This is a genomic window from Marinobacter sp. L-46, assembly GCF_056859535.1.
Window position 1 is genome coordinate 124,295 of record NZ_JBSXOP010000059.1, and the last position, 19,777, is coordinate 144,071.

A 19,777-nucleotide genomic window follows, 5' to 3' on the forward strand; every position below is an offset into this window, starting at 1 on the left:
GCACATACTGCGCGGGAGCCCTTGGTATTGGCTGCTTCACGGCGAAACAGTTATACCAATGGGCTCTCCGACGTGTCAACAACTCATCCCGTCATTAATGAGTATTTATGCGCTCGGTAACATCACTGGCATCTTCTTTTGCTTTCGAAGACGCCGCTTTGCCAGGGGCATTTTCGGCAGACGGATCCGGTGCGTATTCCAGGGCAATGTCCAGCACCTCGTCAATCCACTTCACCGGACGAATCTCCAGCGACTCCTTGATATTATCCGGTATCTCCTTGAGATCACGGACATTTTCATCAGGAATCAGAATGGTCTTGATGCCACCACGGTGGGCTGCCAGCAACTTTTCCTTCAGTCCGCCGATCGGCAGTACCCTGCCCCGCAATGTGATCTCACCGGTCATGGCCACATCGGCCCGCACAGGAATTCGGGTCAGTGCAGAAACCAGCGCGGTGCACATGCCGATACCGGCGCTCGGGCCGTCTTTCGGGGTTGCACCTTCCGGAACGTGGATGTGCAGATCGTGCTTTTCATGGAAATCGTCGGCAATTCCAAGCCCTGCTGCACGGCTGCGAACCACGGTGAGCGCAGTCTGGATAGACTCCTGCATCACATCACCCAGAGAACCGGTTTTCACCACCCGGCCCTTACCCGGAGTCAGGGCGCATTCGATGGTCAGCAGTTCGCCGCCCACCTGGGTCCAGGCCAGGCCCGTCACCTGGCCAACCTGGTTGTTCTCCTCGGCCAGGCCGTACTTGAACTTCTTCACGCCGGAATAATCTTCCAGCATGTCCGGCGTCAGGGTAATAGAAGCGTTATCACTGCTCTCTACGTGCTCACGCACCACCTTACGGCAGATCTTGGCAATCTCCCGCTCCAGGCCACGCACACCGGCTTCCCGGGTGTAGTAGCGGATCAGGTCGCGCAGGGTCTCTTCCGGCAGCTTGAGCTCGTCCTTACGCAGGCCATTAGCCTTGATCTGCTTGGGCAGCAGGTAACGCAGGGCAATGTTGACCTTCTCGTCTTCGGTGTAACCCGGAATCCGGATGATCTCCATACGGTCCAGCAACGCCGGCGGAATATCCATGGAGTTGGAGGTACACACGAACATCACATCGGAAAGGTCATAATCCACTTCCAGGTAATGGTCGTTGAAGGTGTGGTTCTGTTCCGGGTCCAGGACCTCAAGCAGGGCCGACGCCGGGTCACCCCGATGGTCCATACCCATCTTGTCGATTTCATCGAACAGGAACAGCGGGTTTTTCACCTCTACCTTCGCCAGCTTCTGCAACAGCTTGCCCGGCAAGGCGCCGATATAGGTTTTGCGGTGACCACGAATTTCCGCTTCGTCACGCACGCCACCCAGGGCCATGCGGGTGTATTTCCGGTTGGTAGCCTTGGCAATGGACTGCCCCAGCGAGGTCTTGCCCACACCGGGAGGCCCTACCAGGCACAATACCGGCCCTTTGACCTTCTTCACCCGGCTTTGCACCGCCAGGTACTCAAGGATGCGCTTTTTGACTTCATCCAGGCCGTAGTGGTCCCGGTCGAGAATCTCGCGCGCTTTTTCCAGGTCGTGGCGAACGCGGCTGCGCTTTTTCCACGGCACTGCCAGCATCCAGTCGATGTAGCCCCGCACTACCGTGGCTTCGGCAGACATGGGAGACATCATCTTCAGCTTGTTCAGCTCCGCTTCGGTCTTCTTGCGGGCTTCTTCCGGCAGGCCGGCCTGCTCGAGCTTCTGCTCCAGCTCTTCAAAATCGTTGTTACCCTCACCCAGATTGCCCATCTCTTTCTGGATGGCCTTCATCTGTTCGTTCAGGTAATACTCCCGCTGGCTGCGCTCCATCTGCTTCTTCACGCGGCCACGGATGCGCTTTTCAACCTCGATCAGGTCGATCTCGCCGTCCAGCTTGCCCAGCAGCAGGTCTACCCGCTTGCGTACATCCAGGGCTTCCAGCAGTTCCTGCTTCTCCGGAATGCGCATATCCAGGTGCGCGGCCATGGTGTCTACCAGGCGCTCCAGCTCATTGATGCCGGTGAGTGCATTGGACACTTCCGAAGGCACTTTCTTGGACAGTTTTACGAACTTCTCGAATTCGCCCATCAGGGTCTTGGTGAGAACGTCTTCTTCGCGCTCGGGCAAAGACTCCTCATCCATCAGAACAGCCTGGCCGGTCAGGAAGTCGGCTTCTTCAATGCCGGTAATGCTGGCCCGGGCATTACCTTCAACCAGCACTTTAACGGTGCCGTCCGGTAACCGGAGCATTTGCAGCACAGTAGCCAGTGTGCCCATGTCGAACACATCTTTCGGGCCTGGCTCGTCGGTAGAAGCGTCTTTCTGGGCGACCAGAAGGATTTCCTTGCTGCCCTCCATCGCGGCTTCCAGGGCCTGGATGGATTTTTCTCGGCCCACAAACAGTGGCACCACCATGTGCGGAAATACCACCACATCCCGCAGCGGGAGCAGCGGATATTCTTGCACGGTTTCTTCAGGTATACGGGTCATAGGGAATCCTCTGACAGCGTTTCTTTCAGCATATCACCCATCATTGGGGCGCAGACAAAAATTGCAATCTTTTTACGAAAGGAAAGCACGGGCGGGATGATGCGGTTTTGTGAAAGCAGGCCAATGAAAAAGGGGCCGGCAGGAGTATATAGTGAATTTTGTGTACTTCTGTTGGTGAGTGAGTGAATGCCCCATAAGCAAAGGCTTTTGGGGCATTTTTAGTTTTTACACGGTATGTAATTTGGTGTGTAAAAATAGGAGCACTTGCTCCAAGGGCTCTGCCCTCTCGCCGCAAGCGGCGATTCACCCGAGGTATTTCACGACCAGCGATGTGATCCAGTGAGAGCACAGATACAGATAACTTCCTCGGGGATGCTTAAAAGTGAGCAATGGTCGTACCACCATACTCATACTGTAGCTGGAGGATGCCACAATAAATTGGCCGCCCGTAGCTTTGGTCGCAAAGCGAACATTCAGGTGGTGAACCTCGTTACTCGCGTTTTCCGGTTCATTCACAGTATTTCAAACCTAATTCGCCAAACTGTTTCTAACAGGAACGCCACACTCCTGAGCTATTTTCGCAGCCAGCAGTTTGGCATCGTCGGCGTAGTCCATACTGGGAAAACTGGCGACCTTCCAGGAGTTCTTGCCGGGATAGGTGTGTCGAGAATCGCCTCTATGCCTCACCCTAACGAAAACGCTGGGACCGGTTGCTTCAATTCCACGTTGATTAGTGTGCGGAGTGGCCATGATCTGGACATCTTCGAAATTGCGGATGGGAATTTTTTTATAAGGCTTGAACTGATTACCTGGCCACCTTGCTTCAAACAAAACCATTTGAGTAGCGTGATCCCATCGTTGTCGACGTTCTTTGAAAACCAAATTAATTCCAGCAGCGAATAGAACCAACCAGAACGCACCAATCACCAACCAAATCGGCCATGGCGCAACGAACAGAGAAGAAAATGGCAAGAGTGATGCAATCAAGAGAAACCAGCCGAGTACCTTATAGTTTTCCTGATAGGCGACTATTTGATGATTCGCAGTATCCATTTCCAACCTGAAATCATTATTTGGCGAATCCGTCACTTCATCCATTACGCTACTCCAACATTTAGCATGATTAGAATTGGAAAAGTCATCCGTTGAGCGGTGAGTACCTCAACCTGCCTTCGGTCGCACGCTCCAGGTCACTACCGAGGTCGATTAGCGCTTGCTCTTCCATGCTTCCAAGCGAGCTGATACCCATCATGAAGCGAAGACCGTCTTCAGTGCGAACTTCCATGTGATAATTTTTGGACGTTTCGCCGCTGGAACCAGCTATTCTCCCGATACGGTAAACGCCTTTGGTTGAAAACCTTTTCCCTTTTTTCCCCAGAAAGTGCTTTCCTCGAAGAACGAATTCAGCACCATCGTTCTCAATCGTTATCAGCTTGTCCCTGAGAACGTGGTAAGGAATAGCCAGAGCCATCAAGCCAATCCATCCGCCAAAAAAATAAACGTAAGGCTCCCAACGGGGCCTGTCCCAAATAAAAAATAAAATAACAGCGGATACTGCTGTAATTCCCCAGAACCAGTACAGACGGGGATATATAGCTCTTTTAAGTTGCCAAGTTCCGTTGACAGCCTTGTCCACTTTGTAAGTATCAGTCAAATACATAGGCGCATCCCGAACCCAGGCGCGATCATTGTGCGTGTGTAACCAAGCTGACCGTAGAACGAATTGACTTCTGGTGCTGCGATGAGTATCAATTCCTTGGCAATTTACGCTGAAAATAAGCGGCAGCCTTGGCAGGGTGAAGCATCTAAAAGGCTGGCCGGTGCAAGGCCGTCAGGCCCAGAATTGAATGTTCGCTTTTGTTTATGAGCTGATTTCGAGGTATTTGACGACCAGCGATGATCGTTTAAGATGAAGTTGCGGTACAGGGAGAGGTCCCGATGGCCGCGACCGGCGATGAGGGGGCGTGCCATTAATGGCTAACCCCCGAATCCCTCTCTTGCAGCAGCTCCCTCAAGAAACTCGCCCGCCTGGTGGCATTGCTTACCGATTTTACGATGGACGCAAAATCACTAGCCTGCCCGACAATATGTATCTCTGCCTCGGCACGGGTAATCGCCGTGTAAAGCCACGCACGGTCTGAGATACGCCCCGTCTGGACTGCCACGACGATTCTCGGGAACTGGCTCCCTTGAGCCTTGTGGAGCGTGATTCCGTAGCCAAGCTCCATGCAATCGAAGACTTCATCCGTAATTGAAATGGCTTCGCCGGTATCCAGTGTCACGACACCAAATGTTTCCTGGCCGTCCTGGGTGTCGCGCTCTGTTGAGGATAATACGCCAAGAGACCCATTCTGAATGCCTATGTTGTAGTTGTTCCTGGTGAAGAGGATCGGGTCGCCCACTCTGATATCGAGGAAGAATTCATCGCCATGCAATCTAAACTGCAAGCGCTCCCCATCGGGATTGATCAGCTTTTGGCACTCACGGTTCACCTCGCCAACTAGAGCCTTGGTGGCTCCAATGATCTGGGTGTTATAGGGTGACTCCGCATACAAGGATTTGCACTTATCGACCACCTTCTGCGGAGGCGTCTCGTGGAACGTGATTGCGCCAACCGATAACGAAGGAGGCATCTCGCCCCGGTTGATAGTGGTCGAGTATTCCGGGATACCCGTTGAGCCTTCTTGGCGTTTGACGATGTTCAGCTCAACCGTAGCGATTGCGCCGGATTCAACGATGTCTGAGAGAACTTTGCCACAGCCGATGGCTGGTAGCTGGTTCGGGTCGCCGGTCAGGATGATGCGTACCGAGGGATCGAGGTGCGTAACGATCCGATACATGGTCGGCAGGTCGATCATACTGGCTTCGTCGATGACCAGGAGATGCTGCGCCTGATCCAGTGACGGCGAGATCGGCTCTTCCCTCAGCAGGCGAGCAATCGTCATGGTGAAGAATCCGATGCTCTCGTGCAGCCGCATGGCTGCTCGCCCTGACAGAGCGACCGCATGAACCTTATAGCCCAGCGCAGCATAGGCTTTGAGCACGGTTCGAAGCACCGTGGTTTTACCCGTTCCGGCACCACCCGTGATGCAGGACACCGAATTCGTCAGGCTCGACTCGACCGCTTGGAGCTGCTGCTCGGTCAGGTCGTAGGGCAACTCCTGAACGGCCTCGGTGAGCGCCGTGAAGACGGGTTCATCTTCATCCTTGGTGGCGGCCAAGACCTTGAGCCGCTTCGCAACGACCGACTCCATTATGATTTGGGCGGTAGGATGGTAGGTGCCGGTCTCTGGCCGGAGAATGAACTGGCCGTTGCGATAACCGCTGGCGAACGCCTCTGCGACCAGGGCTTTATTGCCCAGAAGCTTGATCACCTCGGGCCTGAGCGCCTGATGGGAGGCGTAGGTGTGCCCCTTTTCTACCTCTTTTCGTATCGCGCTTTCTAAAGCAGCTGCGAGCCGCACCGGTGCTGATTTCTCCATACCCATCTGTTCAGCAATGGCATCGATATCGGGAAAAGACATCCCGAATCCGAGCAATGCGTAAGGATTGCTCTTGAGTATCTCAACGGTGCGATCATCGTGGTATTTCAGGATGCGTTGCTGAATGCTCAGCGGCACTCCCAGAGAGGCCAGCCAGTTAGCATGCGCAAGGTTTCTGTACTTGGCGTAGCCGTTGTAAAGCGCGGTTACCGAAACCTCGCTGAGAACCTTTCTGAGAAGGGCTCTGTGCTTAGTAATGTCGGACTGGAGCATGGGGTGCAGATCGCTGCCAAAAGCATCCCAGAGGGCTCGTGCTTTGGCCTCACCGATTCCGGTGAACTCCTTTTCATTGGCAATGAAGCGGATCAGCGCTTCGCCCGTCTCGGGCAGCGTGCACTCCATCTCAGCTGGGGCGTCATACAAATGCTGCTGAAGCTGATAATCACCTGCCTGAACGGTCTCCAGCGTCCTTACACCACACACCCGCCATTGCTGGCCAACGGACGGTTTAATAGGCAGGGACTGGTTTTCGCATCGGATGCTGACGATATATTTGCCCGAGTTGATCTTGTAACTGTCAGTCTTGAGGGGAACGCCCGTGAAGATCGTGTATTTATAGCCGTTATGCTGGCAGCTGGTGACACGGAAATACTCTTCATGCATCGGGCGCTACTCCGAACTCTGTGAGGACTTCGGACAGTTCACCGTAACGTTTTAGCTTGGCTTCGAGGGTTGCCACCCGGGCCTTTAGTTCAATGTTTTCCTGCTCCAGCACTGAGAGCCTTCTCGATTCCATGGCTCTTTTGTTAACGCTGGGATCATAGCGTTTGGGTTCTGATCGCTGGGCCTTGGCGGTTTCGGTCAGTTCTGGCAGAACACCCCGATAACGCAGGTTCTGCTCCAGATTCTCCAATGCCGTTTTGATGGCCGGATTCTGGCGCAACGCGCTCTTTCCGATGCCTATGGCTTTGGCCACTTCGCCACGGTTTAACTGGCCCCGATGGAGGATCTGCTTAAAATCGTCATCCGTTTGGGTGGCCACCCAGCTCTGGAAGGCACTCAGGTTCTGACGTGCTCTTTCCTGACCATTACTCATCAATTTCCCCCAGGATCTTCTTGAGCCCGGTCAGGAAGCCACGAGGCAGGATTTCCACACCATACTCATCCTTCACCTGACCCAATTCGTTCGCCTGGAACCCGAGCTTTTCGAGCCACTCATCGGTGCAGACGGTTTGCAGGGCTTTAATCTCGTTGTCAGAGCAGACTCCCTTCAATGAGGGCAGCAGCTCCACACTGGCGTCTGACTGGGGTTCACTGTAAACCGTAGGGCGCTTGTCGATGACGATCTGGGTTTGGTTCTTGAGCATGTTGGCTTCGCTCCTGTAGCGATCCCGCTCACGGATGATTTGCCCAAAAAGGGCTCGCACAGCTGTATCATCAATCCGCTCAAGCAACTGATGGTCCTGAGTTGGTCTCTTGGCAGGCCCTACCGGTGGCTTCTTGGTGGTGGTCTTCGCCTTAGCGGCCCACGCTTCAATCAGGTCCCGGTAATGCTTGTTCGCGGTGGCACGAATCGACTGATAGCCAACGCCGTCATTTTCCTCTGAGACACGCCCTATGGTGGTAATGGAGAAGTCCCGGGCACCGGATTCGTAGTAGTCCTTCAGGGTCTGGTTGAGCGTATCCAGGGACGACTGTGTTTTAGCGGTTTTACCGTCCTTGAGGGACTCCAGAACCGCATTGGTATCGATGTTCATTCTTCCACCTCCAGGGCGGGAATCCGCGCCACGGATTCAGTAGGCAAGGTGATTGGGGCTATCTTCTTCACGGCGTCAAACCCGGATTTCAGCAGCCGATCGTCTTTCAGGAATTCCTGCGCCTCAATGTAATTGGACGCGATCCGGTAGCCCTCAAGCCGATCTTCGGGGGCGGCGATTTTGGCCATCTTGCGCATGAGCACGTTACCCGCAATCAACTGGGTTTGTTCGTCCATTTCAAGGAAAACGGGCTTGTACCCGGAACGGGCCATCATGCGGCTCAAGGCGTTGGTACGCTTGGCTATCGCGGGCGTCTTGCGCAGATCATCATGCAGATCGGGGTGGAACTCAGCGTCCTCGCACAGCAGTGCCAGGTGCAGTAACTCCGAGTCAGTTTCGACGAACTTCATACTATATTTGAGGTCTTCATCAGAGCCGACCGCGATCAGCTTTTGCCCGTCGTCGTCCTCTTCACGCCCATTCTCGATCTGGATCACCCGATTGATCAGGTTGAAAATTGCGATGCAATCCTTGGCGTACTCATCCGCCTCCACCCTCTGCTTCTCGTAGCGCCGTTCTATCGCCTGAAGTTCGTTGTGCTTGAGAAACACTGCACCGGTTTCCTCAGCGATGAACAGCTCATCCTTTAGTGCTTCTAGCTGACCCTCTAGGTGAACAGACAGCTCGGCCGCCTGGTGCGCCTTGTAGCTCACCTGGTTGAACGCAGAATTGAGAGCCGGAAGATAGGTGGCATCGGTAATGTGCCAGCGACAGCGGGGACAGTTTTCCGGCCCGAGGGGGACCGGGCCATAAACTCTTGAATGTGCGCTTTCTGAACCCCTAACTATCGGGCCACCGTTCCAGCACCCGCCTACGGTGGACAGCTCATCTGAGCGCACGGTGTTGCCCCCAACCAGGCACAAGCCCGTGGCTCGTTCCTCCCAGCCGATGGGATTCCGGTTGGCAAGCACGCTCTCGACGGAATTGTGCTGGTCGTTGTGAAAGGCAGCCCGGAGCGGGATCTGTCTCATTTCCGCGTCCACCAGGAAGTTTCGGAGCGAGCCTTCACCTCGTTCGGACAGAACTGCGTGTGCCTCCTTCATTTTGTCGGCCATCACGGAGGGCGTGATCTTGTTGTAATAGATCGTCATCAGAAGCCGTGTGTGGCCGGCCAGAAGCTTCGCGATCACCGGCAAGGGGAGGTCGGTGTCCATGGTGTAGCAGGTGATCAAGGAGACCCGAAGGCTGTGAAGCGGGTAGTCCGTTGCCACCTTAGCGGCTTCCGTACCTTCAAAGTCCTCGCCGTAGTCTTTCACAAACCGAAGGCGATCCCCGTTGGCCATCGTTTGGCCCGACTGGAAGACATCCTCTTCCAGTTTGGACAACAGGCGATACCACGAACTAGCCAATGAGGTGTAGGTAATTGGAAAAGCAGAATTACGCTCCCTGAATAAAAAGGCAAACTCGCCCATTTGTTTCAATTGTTGCTTGGATTTAGCGACGCCAATATGGCTACGCTTAAGCTCTGTGCCACTGACCAGTCGGTTAATCGGGTTGTATTTTTCCTGCCAACTGCGGAGCTTTTCCAGCCAATACAGCAGCTCTTCGTGCTGCCAAGGGATGGTGTATCCCCGCTGAAGTTCATCCTTGTTTTGATCGGCGGTTTTGTTGGTGGACACGTAGAGGCCGGTCGAGTACCCCTCGGTCATGGAGTCATATATGCGGCGGAAGACGCCTTTCTCATAAGGTCGCTTGGGCGTTCCATACTTGAAGGGGTGCTTGGTGTTTTCCACCCATTGCCCACCTTCATAGCGCCAGGTATCGGCTTCGCCGGAGTCCAGAAACCTCACCTGAAAAGAGCGCAGGGGTAGGTGCAGCTTGGTAAACAGGAACATCGCCATGACCGGCGACCAGATTTCGTGGACCTCAACTCTTTCTCCCTTCCTGGGCACAATCCGAGTCCGGAAAACGCAATCCGGATCATCAGGGTCGATGACCTCGGGCGGCACTTCCACCCATGCCCCATTGCCAGACTGAAGGTGATCGATGGCCCATTGCCAGTCCCGGAAATGGTGGCCTACCCACGGCGTTTTATTGCCGGGGTCGTCGGTTGGATAGGGGCAGAGGATGTGCCTCAGTTGCTGGATGTAGCGATAGGGCAAGGGGCTGTGGACGGTTTCGGTGTTTGATGTGTTATTCGTGATTTTCTCGAACGGATTCGGGAATAGGGGCCGCCCAACGCCGTTATCGTCCTCGGCGCTCAAATGGTGCTTGAGGATGTAATTGCATAAATCGACCGTGGACGAAATGTGTTTAGAGTTTTTAGTAATCGATCCACTGCTAACCAGAAAGGCCTCAAACTCTTCCGTGGACACCTTGTGACCACCCGGATGGCCCTTGAACATCGTGGCCACGTCAACGGCGTACGGGGCTTTAGCGTTCAGATAGTTAAAGAAGTGTCTTAAGCATTTTAATCGCAGATCAATGCCTACGTTTTGCTCCGCAAGCCATTCGGCGGCGTACTGCTGCCATTGCAGCCAGTTGTGCCCCAGTTCCTTAGTCACCCACCCCAGCGTCAGATCCGTGGTGTAGCCTTTACTCGTCCTTCTTTTTGTCATGATTTACCTTTGCCCAATCGTGGATTCTTGCCCGTAAAGTGGCCGTTTGGATCAATGTCTTCAAAACCGTGTTCTGCAAGCGTCTTCCAATCGAAAGATGCGGGGGGCTTTTCCTTATCCGATCCCAACTGAAGTTGTTGTGTTGCCTGGGACAGCGCTTCCGAGACTTTCGCGCTGGAGGGCATGGTGTAAGGAACCTGAGACTCCAGGCTTGCGTGATGCAGGCACTTTTTGCGAATAAGCGGATCGACTCCGGCATCCGTCAATCGACGGCCATAGTTGTGGCGATGGCCGTGTGGATCTAACCCTACGGTCTTGTCGGGTTCGAGACCAATTCGTCTTAACCCAGCCGCATAATTTTGGTTGAAGGAATTGTAGGTATAGGGATTGCCCAGATAGCGAGAGTCGAAGCTAACAAACGCATAGGGATGATGGCACTCCACCGATGCACGGAAAACCAAATACTGTCGCCACAGCGACATGAATACTTGGGCAAACTCTTGCGGGAAGAAATGCGCCTCCAGGTAGCCATCCTTGTCATCTAGGGTTTTGGATTTCCAGCCGAGATGTGGGGTTTTTTGCATCTCCTGGCGCGGGATGCGTGCGTATTTTTCTTGAAGGTACGCCTTGCGGGTTTTTATCCCTTTTCGGGACTTCCAGCCTTCAGGTGCCTTACCTTCTATCTCGTTGTAGATCCTCACGATTGCCCGATCTGGATCGGAGGGGTCTTCAAAGACATCGGTGACCCAGAGTAACAGTGCTTCGCTCACCCTCAATCCGGTCGCGTGCATCAGGAGCACGATAAGCTTGTCCCGCAGCGCAACTCGCGGGTCTTTGGCTCCTCCCAGGCCCTTCATATAGAAGTCTTCAAACTTTCCCGTAGGGAAGGCGATGGCATCGTCATTGGTTTTTGCCAGAGGTGTTCTGCCCTTGATGCTGCGGGCTCTTTTTACCGTGGTACTAACCGAGGTGTCTTTAATGTGCCCGAGGAAATCATTCTGGTTACGCCTAAACCAAGCGGCGTACTGAATGCGTTCCTCATGTCGAGTGGCTGTGCGCAAGGTATTGAGAGGCTTGCCCAGACCTTTGTCCGAGAGCCAATTGGTGAAATTCGTCAGATTGCTGATGTGTCGATGTATCGTGCCATTACTGGCCGGTATCCAATACAGGCCAGAGGGGTCCAATCCATCTTCACCGATGGTCCCGCTGTAGAGCCGTCGGACGAAGCCCGCGAACAACGCTTCGGGTTCATCGAACATGCCTTCGTTGGCATCCATGAACTCGATGAGGAGTCTAATCGACTGAATATGGTTGGTGATTGTTGAAAATGAGATGCCATTTAGGTGAAGGCTAAGCACATAATCTGTGACCGACCCCAAAACCCCTTGGTCGGTCAGAATGACCGGGATCTCTGTGGTTACTCCACTGTTATCCTGAACTACCTTGGCTGTAACCTTCGTTGCAAACATCCTTGAATCCTACACAAATTACACATTATTTACTATATATATAGTGCAGTCTTCAGGAAAAAGAAACCCCCAATTAAGGGGGTTTTTATCAAATTTACACAGTTCTATGTACTATAGAGAAGTTGCCGCCCCTTTGTCTGATGCACCATGACGGTCCGGAAATCAGTCTTCCGGTACCGCCTTGGCGTGATCGCTGCTGGCGTAGATCTTGAAGGGCTCGGAATCGCCCTTGATCACGCTTTCATCAATCACCACCTTGGACACATCGTGCTCGGATGGAATCTGGTACATGGTATCCAGCAGAGTGGCTTCCATGATGGAGCGCAGGCCCCGGGCACCGGTCTTGCGTTCCATGGCCTTTCTGGCCACCGCGCGCAGGGCGTCTTCCCGGAAATCCAGCTCCACACCTTCCATATCGAACAGCTTCTGGTACTGCTTGGTCAGTGCGTTCTTGGGCTCGGTCAGGATCTGCACCAGGGCCTCTTCGTCCAGCTCGGTCAGGGTTGCCACAACCGGCAAACGACCGACGAACTCGGGAATCAGGCCGAACTTCACAAGGTCTTCGGTCTCCACATCACGGATGATGTCGCCGGTGTTCTTGCTGTCGTCCGGGCTCTTCACCGTAGCGGAGAAACCGATGGAGCTGCGCTCGGACCGTTCCTGAATCACCTTTTCCAGGCCAGCGAAGGCACCACCACAAATAAACAGCATGTTGGTGGTATCAACCTGCAGGAACTCCTGCTGCGGATGCTTGCGGCCACCCTGGGGCGGAACCGATGCTACCGTGCCTTCAATCAGCTTGAGCAGTGCCTGCTGAACACCCTCACCGGAAACATCCCGGGTAATGGAGGGGTTGTCAGACTTGCGGGAAATCTTGTCGATTTCATCGATGTACACAATGCCGCGCTGGGCCTTGTCGACATCGTAGTCGCACTTCTGCAGCAGCTTCTGGATGATGTTTTCAACATCCTCACCCACATAACCGGCCTCGGTCAGCGTGGTGGCATCGGCAATGGTAAACGGCACATTCAGCATGCGGGCCAGGGTTTCGGCCAGCAAGGTCTTACCGCTACCGGTCGGCCCGATCAGCAGGATGTTACTCTTGCCCAGCTCAACGTCGCTCTTGCCTTCACCATAACGCAGACGCTTGTAGTGGTTGTACACCGCTACAGACAGAACCACCTTGGCGCGATCCTGGCCGATCACATATTCGTTCAGGGTCTCCCGGATTTCCGCAGGGGTAGGCAGCCGGTCGCTGGCCTCTTCCTGGGCATTTTCCTGGATTTCTTCCCGAATAATGTCGTTACACAGGTCTACACACTCGTCGCAGATGAACACCGAGGGCCCTGCAATGAGCTTACGGACTTCATGCTGGCTCTTTCCACAAAACGAGCAGTACAGCAACTTGCCGTTATCGTCGCCTCTGCCGTTTCTTTCATCTGCCATTGAAATACCTCTGTTCTTCGTTGGTCGGCGCAATCAAACAGTACGCCGACCAGGGATGATGCGATGACTTTCAGTATTAGTTATTCGATACGCGCTTATCAAGTACTGTATCGATCAACCCGTACTCCTTCGCCTGGACCGGGTCCATGAAATTATCACGGTCGGTATCACGGGCGATGGTCTCCAGATCCTGGCCGGTATGGTGGGCCAGAATGGAGTTCAGGGTATGGCGAATCTTCAGGATCTCGCGGGTGTGGATCTCGATATCCGTTGCCTGGCCCTGATATCCGCCCAGCGGCTGGTGGATCATCACGCGGGAATTGGGCAGGCAGGCACGCTTGCCCTTGGCACCACCGGCAAGCAGGAAAGCACCCATGCTGGCCGCCTGGCCAATACACAGGGTAGAAACGTCCGGCTTGATGAACTGCATGGTGTCGTAGATAGACATGCCCGCAGTTACGGAGCCACCTGGGCTGTTGATGTACAGGTGGATATCTTTGTCCGGGTTTTCGGATTCCAGGAACAGCAGCTGGGCAACCACAAGGTTCGCCATGTGATCTTCAACCGGGCCAACCAGGAAAATCACCCGCTCCTTGAGCAGACGTGAATAAATGTCGAAGGAACGCTCTCCACGTGCCGTCTGTTCAATTACCATCGGCACCAGACCGGCGCTGGTTATCATTGTAGGGCCATCAAACGGTTTCTGCGTCATGTGCGCCTGAACTCCTTATGGACAATGGGCATGGACTTCTGCGGAGGATATCCTGAATCGGCGATCAGGACACCCCTGAATACTTATACTCTGCCAGCAGTAAGCCCAGATGAAAACAGCCGGACACGCCGGCTGTTTCCAGAAAGCGGCACCGGGCACCAGGCCCGGGCCTGATCAGCGCTGCTGCTGACCAGCGGCTACCGCTTCTTCGTACTTCATTTTCTTCTCGGTCACCTTGGCCTGGGCCAGGACGTGGTCAACCACGGCATCTTCCAGTACAGAAGACTCAACCTGGGCCTTCTGGTCCGGGTTGCTGCTGAAGTGGGCGATAACCTCGTCCGGCTGCTCGTAGGTAGAAGCGATTTCCTGGATTTTCTCTTCAACCTTGGCGTCGTCGGCCTTCAGGTCGTTCTTCTTGACCACTTCCTGGAACAGCAGGCCGGTCTTCACGCGGCGCTTGGCCTGGTCTTCAAAGATTTCCTTCGGCAGCTGCTGGAAGTCAACCTGGCCACCGAAACGCTGAACAGCGTCCTGGCGCAGACGGTCGATTTCCTGGTCTACCAGGGCAGACGGAATGTCCAGCTCGGTGGTCGCCAGCAGGCCTTCAACAACGTCGTTCTTGACCTTGTTGGAAACCGCCTGCTTGAGCTCGCGCTCCATGTTCTTCTTCACTTCCTCACGGAAGGCGGCTTCGTCTTCGGCTTCGATACCGAAACGCTTGAAGAACTCCTGGTCCAGCTCGGGCAGCTGAGGCTCTTCAACCTTGTGGATAGTGATAGCGAACTTGGCAGGCTTACCGGCCAGGTCTTCGTTGTGGTAATCCGCCGGGAATTCTACGTCGATTTCCAGCTCTTCGCCGGCCTTACCGCCAACAATGCCCTTCTCGAAGCCCGGAATCATCTGGCCGGAGCCCAGGGTCAGGCGATGGCTTTCAGCGGAGCCGCCTTCAAACTCTTCACCGTCGATGGAGCCTTTGAAGTCGATGGTCACAACGTCCTTGTTCTTGGACTTGCGCTTCACTTCCTTCATGGTGGCCTGCTGACGACGCAGGTTATCGATCATGGTATCGATGTCTTTGTCAGTCACTTCAGACACCGGCTTCTCGACTTCAACCTTGCTCAGGTCGCCCAGTTCGATTTCCGGCAGCACTTCGAAGATAGCCACGAACTCGAGGTCTTTGCCCTCTTCCATGGTCTTCGGCTCGAACCGCGGCCAGCCAGCCGGGTTAACGTCCTGCTCCTGCAGTGCCTTGATGTAGTTGTCGCGCATAACCTCGCCAACAATTTCCTGGCGGATGCTGTCACCGAAACGACGCTTGACCACGCTCATGGGCACCTTGCCAGGGCGGAAACCGTTCAGGCGAACAGTACGGGCAGTTTCCTGCAGGCGTTTCTGGACCGCCTGGTCGATTTCCTGGGCGGGCACACCAATCGTCATGCGACGCTCGATGTTGGAGGTCGTTTCAACAGACACTTGCATGGAAGATCCTCAAATTACAGATTCTGTATGTGAATGAAAATTAAAACAAAATCCCGAATGAAGCGATTCACCTCAAAGGAACGCAAAATTAAAAGCCGGTAGTTTATCACGGTTTACCCTGCCGAGAGAATCACCCGACACGCCGGAATAACGGATTGAGACCAGCACCACAACCGGACTGGACAAAAGATGGGGACAAATCAGAAAAAAGAAAGGGTGGTGCGAGAGGAGAGACTTGAACTCTCACGGGTTGCCCCGCTGGAACCTAAATCCAGTGCGTCTACCAATTCCGCCACTCTCGCGTATCCGGCGCAGGACTGATCCCGTAACAGGAAGGTCAGAACCGCGGAAACAAACAAGGGGAAAAGTGGGGTGGACGAAGGGGTTCGAACCCTCGACCGCAGGAGTCACAATCCTGAGCTCTACCAACTGAGCTACGTCCACCACATCAGGGAGGTACCTTACGGTACGCATCTGCTTACTTCAACTTTGCTGGTTCGGCGAGTCCGGTGCCAACCTGCGTCGAGCAGTATGGCGCGCCCGGCAGGACTCGAACCTGCGACCATCCGCTTAGAAGGCGGATGCTCTATCCAGCTGAGCTACGGGCGCTTGACCGTTCGCCCACCTGAACATCCAGAAAAATGGTCGGGGTAGAGAGATTCGAACTCCCGACATCCTGCTCCCAAAGCAGGCGCGCTACCAGACTGCGCTATACCCCGTTAACTGAACAACAAGTGCCTCAGCAAAGTTGGCGCGCATATTACCGGCGCCTGAGGCATCCGTCAACATGGTTTTTAAAAAACCTGCGTATAACGTTGATTCAGAAGACTGCCTGCCCCGGCAAAGGTTCCCTCCGGGAAGCCACATTGGCGTTCACGCCGAAGCATGAGACAATGCGCGGCCTCACTTCACCACTATTCATGCCCAACCGACAAGACGGAAACATGAGCGCCAAACTGATTAACGGAAAAGACATTGCCGCACAGGTCCGGCAGCGGGTTGCTGCCGGCGTGGAAGCCCGCAAACAGAAGGGGCTTCGTGTACCAGGCCTGGCCGTGGTCCTGGTCGGCAACGATCCCGCCTCGCAGGTTTATGTAGGCAACAAGCGCAAGGCTTGCGAACAGGCCGGTATCCTTTCACTGTCTTACGACCTGCCCGCAGACACCTCCCAGCAGGCTCTGGAAGCCCTGGTAGACGAGCTGAACGAAAACCCGACGGTAGACGGCATCCTGGTACAGCTTCCCCTGCCCTCACACCTGGACGCAGACCCGATCCTGGTAAAAATTCGTCCGGACAAAGATGTGGACGGCTTCCACCCCTACAACATCGGCCGCCTGATGCAGCGCAAGCCCGCCCTGCGCCCCTGCACACCGGCTGGCGTGATTACCCTGCTGGATTCCGTTGGCACACCCTATAAAGGCCAGCACGCCGTAATTGTGGGCGCCTCCAACATCGTTGGCCGCCCCATGTGCATGGAATTACTACTCAAAGGCGCCACCACTACGGTATGTCACCGCTTTACCGACAACCTGGAGAAGTTTGTCAGCGAAGCCGACATCCTGGTCGCCGCCGTGGGCAAACCCGGCATCATCAAGGGCGAATGGGTAAAACCCGGCGCTACGGTGATTGATGTAGGCATTAACCGGATGCCCGATGGAAAACTGTGTGGCGACGTGGACTTTGAGGCGGCAGCCGCGCGGGCCGCTTACATTACCCCGGTTCCCGGTGGTGTGGGGCCCATGACCATTGCCACGCTGCTGGAGAACACCTTGTATGCGGCGGATGTGCTGCATGCAGACGTCTAGCTTTTAGCCAGGCATTAAAAAACCCCGCCGAGGCCAAGGCGTTTACCTTATGTGTTGCCAGAAAAACTGGCAATTACTCGAAAGCCGTTCAGTGAGCGGCTTTCAGCAATCTTGGACACCTAAATTTCTGGAAAAATATCTTTCCTAAAAACCATAAATGACAAACGCAAAAAAGAAGAGGCGAAACAATGAGTTCCGCCTCTTCTCTATTTTGCCAGCCACACTTAAGGCAAACGCCTTGCGCCGAGGCGGGGTTTTTTGTGTCCGGTCTTACTGACCGTACTTGGCTTTCGCCTTCTGACGATAGGCGTGCAGCAGCGGCTCAGTATAGCCGGCCGGCTGTTCGCGACCTTTCAGAACCAGGTCCACAGCCGCCTGGAAGGCAATGCTGTCGTCGAAGTTCGGCGCCATGTTGCGGTACCCGGCATCGCCGGCGTTCTGCTTGTCGACCACGGCAGCCATGCGCTTCATGGTTTCCATGATCTGCTCTTCGGTGCAGATACCGTGGTACAGCCAGTTGGTCAGCAGCTGGGAAGAGATACGCAGGGTTGCGCGGTCTTCCATCAGGCCGATGTCGTTAATATCCGGCACCTTGGAGCAGCCAACGCCGGAATCGATCCAGCGAACTACGTAGCCGAGGATACCCTGGGCGTTGTTGTCCAGCTCTTGCTGGATGTCTTCGGCCGTCAGGGCAGACGGATCTTCCATCACCGGCACAGTCAGAATGTCGTCCAGAGACGCGCGCTCGCGGTTAGCCAGCTCTTTCTGTACGTCGAACACATTCACCTTGTGGTAGTGCGTGGCGTGCAGGGTGGCGGCAGTCGGAGACGGAACCCATGCCGTGTTGGCACCCGCTTTCGGATGACCGATCTTGGCTTCCAGCATGCCAGCCATCAGGTCTGGCATGGCCCACATGCCCTTACCGATCTGGGCAACACCAGACAGGCCGGTTTCCAGGCCGATGTCCACGTTCCACTGTTCGTAGGCGCTGATCCAGGCCGCCTGCTTCATCTCACCCTTACGGATAAACGGACCCAGCTCCATGGAGGTGTGAATCTCGTCGCCGGTACGGTCCAGGAAGCCGGTATTGATAAACACGGTGCGCTCTTTGGCAGCGTGGATACAGGCTTTCAGGTTAACCGTGGTGCGACGCTCTTCGTCCATAATGCCGACTTTCAGGGTAAAGCGCGGCAGGCCAAGGGCATCTTCAACGCGGCCGAAGAATTCGTTGGTGAAGGCTACTTCTTCCGGGCCGTGCTGCTTGGGCTTAACAATGTACACAGAACCCTTGGTGCTGTTCTGGAATTTGCCGTCGCCTTTCAGGTCGTGAATCGCAATCAGGGAAGTGACCAGGCCATCCAGCAGACCTTCCGGAATTTCGTTGCCGTCTTTCAGCAGGATAGCGGGGTTGGTCATCAGGTGGCCTACGTTACGAACGAACAGCAGGCTGCGGCCCTTCAGGGTAACTTCGCTGCCGTCAGCACCGGTGTAGGTGCGGTCGCCGTTCATGCGGCGGGTCATCATCTGACCGCCTTTCTCGAAGGACTCTTCCAGGTCGCCCTTCATCAGGCCCAGCCAGTTTTTGTAGGCCAGAACCTTGTCGTCGGCATCTACCGCAGCTACGGAGTCTTCGCAGTCCATGATGGTGGTCAGGGCTGACTCCATCAGAACGTCTTTAACGTTGGCACCGTCGTCTTTACCGATGGGATGGCTGGCATCGACCTGGATTTCGAAGTGCATGCCGTTCTTCACCAGCAGAATACCGGTAGGTGCATCGGCAGCGCCGGTGTAACCCACAAAGCCGGACTCGTCTTTCAGGCCGGTCACTTCACCGTTCTGCAGTTTTACCGCCAGCTTGCCGCCGTCGATGTAGTATTTTGCGGCATCTTTATGGCTGCCGGAAGCCAGGGGCGCGGAGCCGTCCAGCAGTTTGCGGGCCCACTCGATAACCTTGGCACCACGAACCGGGTTGTAACCACGGCCTTTCTCGGCACCGCCTTCCTCGGAAATAGCATCGGTGCCGTACAGGGCATCGTAAAGGCTACCCCAACGGGCATTGGCGGCGTTCAGCGCGAAACGGGCGTTCATGATCGGCACAACCAGCTGCGGGCCGGCCATGGTGGCGATTTCCGGGTCTACGTTGGCGGTAGAAATTTTGAAATCCGCCGGCTCGTCAACCAGGTAACCGATCTCTTTCAGGAAAGCCTTGTACTCGGCCATGTCCAGCTTCTGGCCTTTATGATCACGGTTCCAGGTGTCCATTTTTTCCTGGATCTCGTCGCGCTTGACCAGCAGGTCGCGGTTGCGCGGAGCCAGCTCGTTCACAATCTTGTCGAACTCGGCCCAGAATTTGTCAGCGTCAACGCCGGTACCCGGGATCGCTTCGTTGTTTACGAAATCGTACAGATTCTTGGCGATCTGAATGCCGCCAACTTGAACGCGTTCTGTCATCGTTGCTTGCCTCGATGGGTTATGTTTCCCGACCCCCCCTTAGCGC

The 19,777-nt window shown here is 54.9% G+C and carries 13 protein-coding genes and 4 tRNA genes; 1 reads left to right on the forward strand and 16 read right to left on the reverse strand.

The features are described from left to right. Positions 1-94 precede the first annotated feature (94 nt). From lon to AC13DJ_RS09505, 15 genes are all read right to left on the reverse strand, one after another. Entirely contained in the window at positions 95-2,512 is a 2,418-nt protein-coding gene (lon, locus tag AC13DJ_RS09435; RefSeq protein WP_022988047.1) for an endopeptidase La, read from the reverse strand. 528 nt (positions 2,513-3,040) lie between these two features. Beyond that, positions 3,041-3,610 carry a hypothetical protein gene (locus AC13DJ_RS09440; RefSeq protein ID WP_482933443.1) on the reverse strand — a complete coding sequence of 190 codons (570 nt, stop codon included), beginning with the start codon at positions 3,608-3,610 and terminating at the stop codon, positions 3,041-3,043. A gap of 40 nt (positions 3,611-3,650) precedes the next feature. Further along, positions 3,651-4,172 carry a hypothetical protein gene (locus AC13DJ_RS09445; RefSeq protein ID WP_482933444.1) on the reverse strand — a complete coding sequence of 174 codons (522 nt, stop codon included), beginning with the start codon at positions 4,170-4,172 and terminating at the stop codon, positions 3,651-3,653. Between the two features lie 310 nt (positions 4,173-4,482). After that, complete coding sequence (locus tag AC13DJ_RS09450; protein WP_482933445.1) at positions 4,483-6,657, reverse strand: AAA family ATPase; 2,175 nt, start codon at positions 6,655-6,657, stop codon at positions 4,483-4,485. Next, entirely contained in the window at positions 6,650-7,090 is a 441-nt protein-coding gene (locus AC13DJ_RS09455; protein ID WP_071547862.1) for a VPA1267 family protein, read from the reverse strand. The genes AC13DJ_RS09450 and AC13DJ_RS09455 overlap by 8 nt, the downstream gene beginning before the upstream one ends. Continuing rightward, positions 7,083-7,751 (reverse strand): gamma-mobile-trio protein GmtX, encoded by a 669-nt coding sequence (gene gmtX, locus AC13DJ_RS09460; RefSeq protein WP_071547863.1) that lies wholly within the window; start codon positions 7,749-7,751, stop codon positions 7,083-7,085. The genes AC13DJ_RS09455 and gmtX overlap by 8 nt, the downstream gene beginning before the upstream one ends. After that, a complete protein-coding gene (gmtZ, locus tag AC13DJ_RS09465; RefSeq protein ID WP_482933446.1) occupies positions 7,748-10,369 on the reverse strand; it encodes a gamma-mobile-trio integrase GmtZ in 2,622 nt (873 codons plus the stop codon). The genes gmtX and gmtZ overlap by 4 nt, the downstream gene beginning before the upstream one ends. Beyond that, a complete protein-coding gene (gene gmtY, locus AC13DJ_RS09470) occupies positions 10,366-11,838 on the reverse strand; it encodes a gamma-mobile-trio recombinase GmtY (protein WP_071547865.1) in 1,473 nt (490 codons plus the stop codon). Before gmtY ends, gmtZ begins: the two co-directional genes overlap by 4 nt. A gap of 162 nt (positions 11,839-12,000) precedes the next feature. After that, positions 12,001-13,284: an ATP-dependent Clp protease ATP-binding subunit ClpX gene (gene clpX, locus AC13DJ_RS09475; protein WP_058340078.1), complete on the reverse strand. Its 1,284-nt coding sequence runs from the start codon at positions 13,282-13,284 to the stop codon at positions 12,001-12,003. 76 nt (positions 13,285-13,360) lie between these two features. Beyond that, positions 13,361-13,996, reverse strand: coding sequence for an ATP-dependent Clp endopeptidase proteolytic subunit ClpP (gene clpP / locus AC13DJ_RS09480; protein ID WP_094624221.1), 636 nt, complete (start codon positions 13,994-13,996; stop codon positions 13,361-13,363). 174 nt (positions 13,997-14,170) lie between these two features. Further along, complete coding sequence (gene tig, locus AC13DJ_RS09485; RefSeq protein WP_474543568.1) at positions 14,171-15,475, reverse strand: trigger factor; 1,305 nt, start codon at positions 15,473-15,475, stop codon at positions 14,171-14,173. Positions 15,476-15,692: 217 nt separating this feature from the next. Further along, a tRNA-Leu gene (locus AC13DJ_RS09490) sits at positions 15,693-15,777 on the reverse strand. A 66-nt stretch (positions 15,778-15,843) separates the two neighbouring features. Beyond that, positions 15,844-15,919: transfer RNA gene (locus AC13DJ_RS09495), tRNA-His, on the reverse strand. Positions 15,920-16,007: 88 nt separating this feature from the next. Continuing rightward, positions 16,008-16,084: transfer RNA gene (locus AC13DJ_RS09500), tRNA-Arg, on the reverse strand. Between the two features lie 33 nt (positions 16,085-16,117). Beyond that, positions 16,118-16,194: transfer RNA gene (locus AC13DJ_RS09505), tRNA-Pro, on the reverse strand. 225 nt (positions 16,195-16,419) lie between these two features. Between AC13DJ_RS09505 and folD the strand changes: the two genes are divergently transcribed. Continuing rightward, entirely contained in the window at positions 16,420-17,280 is an 861-nt protein-coding gene (folD, locus tag AC13DJ_RS09510) for a bifunctional methylenetetrahydrofolate dehydrogenase/methenyltetrahydrofolate cyclohydrolase FolD (RefSeq protein ID WP_474539326.1), read from the forward strand. A gap of 270 nt (positions 17,281-17,550) precedes the next feature. Here folD and AC13DJ_RS09515 read toward each other — a convergent pair whose 3' ends face one another. After that, positions 17,551-19,731 carry a malate synthase G gene (locus tag AC13DJ_RS09515; protein ID WP_474539324.1) on the reverse strand — a complete coding sequence of 727 codons (2,181 nt, stop codon included), beginning with the start codon at positions 19,729-19,731 and terminating at the stop codon, positions 17,551-17,553. Positions 19,732-19,777: the final 46 nt, after the last annotated feature.

Coding starts and splice junctions, on each gene's coding strand:
- AC13DJ_RS09440 (WP_482933443.1), bottom strand. CDS start 3,610: ATGGATGAAGTGACGGATTCGCCAAATAATGATTTCAGGTTGGAAATG.
- folD (WP_474539326.1), top strand. CDS start 16,420: ATGAGCGCCAAACTGATTAACGGAAAAGACATTGCCGCACAGGTCCGG.
- AC13DJ_RS09445 (WP_482933444.1), bottom strand. CDS start 4,172: ATGTATTTGACTGATACTTACAAAGTGGACAAGGCTGTCAACGGAACT.
- clpX (WP_058340078.1), bottom strand. CDS start 13,284: ATGGCAGATGAAAGAAACGGCAGAGGCGACGATAACGGCAAGTTGCTG.
- clpP (WP_094624221.1), bottom strand. CDS start 13,996: ATGACGCAGAAACCGTTTGATGGCCCTACAATGATAACCAGCGCCGGT.
- AC13DJ_RS09450 (WP_482933445.1), bottom strand. CDS start 6,657: ATGCATGAAGAGTATTTCCGTGTCACCAGCTGCCAGCATAACGGCTAT.
- gmtZ (WP_482933446.1), bottom strand. CDS start 10,369: ATGACAAAAAGAAGGACGAGTAAAGGCTACACCACGGATCTGACGCTG.
- AC13DJ_RS09455 (WP_071547862.1), bottom strand. CDS start 7,090: ATGAGTAATGGTCAGGAAAGAGCACGTCAGAACCTGAGTGCCTTCCAG.
- gmtX (WP_071547863.1), bottom strand. CDS start 7,751: ATGAACATCGATACCAATGCGGTTCTGGAGTCCCTCAAGGACGGTAAA.
- lon (WP_022988047.1), bottom strand. CDS start 2,512: ATGACCCGTATACCTGAAGAAACCGTGCAAGAATATCCGCTGCTCCCG.
- tig (WP_474543568.1), bottom strand. CDS start 15,475: ATGCAAGTGTCTGTTGAAACGACCTCCAACATCGAGCGTCGCATGACG.
- AC13DJ_RS09515 (WP_474539324.1), bottom strand. CDS start 19,731: ATGACAGAACGCGTTCAAGTTGGCGGCATTCAGATCGCCAAGAATCTG.
- gmtY (WP_071547865.1), bottom strand. CDS start 11,838: ATGTTTGCAACGAAGGTTACAGCCAAGGTAGTTCAGGATAACAGTGGA.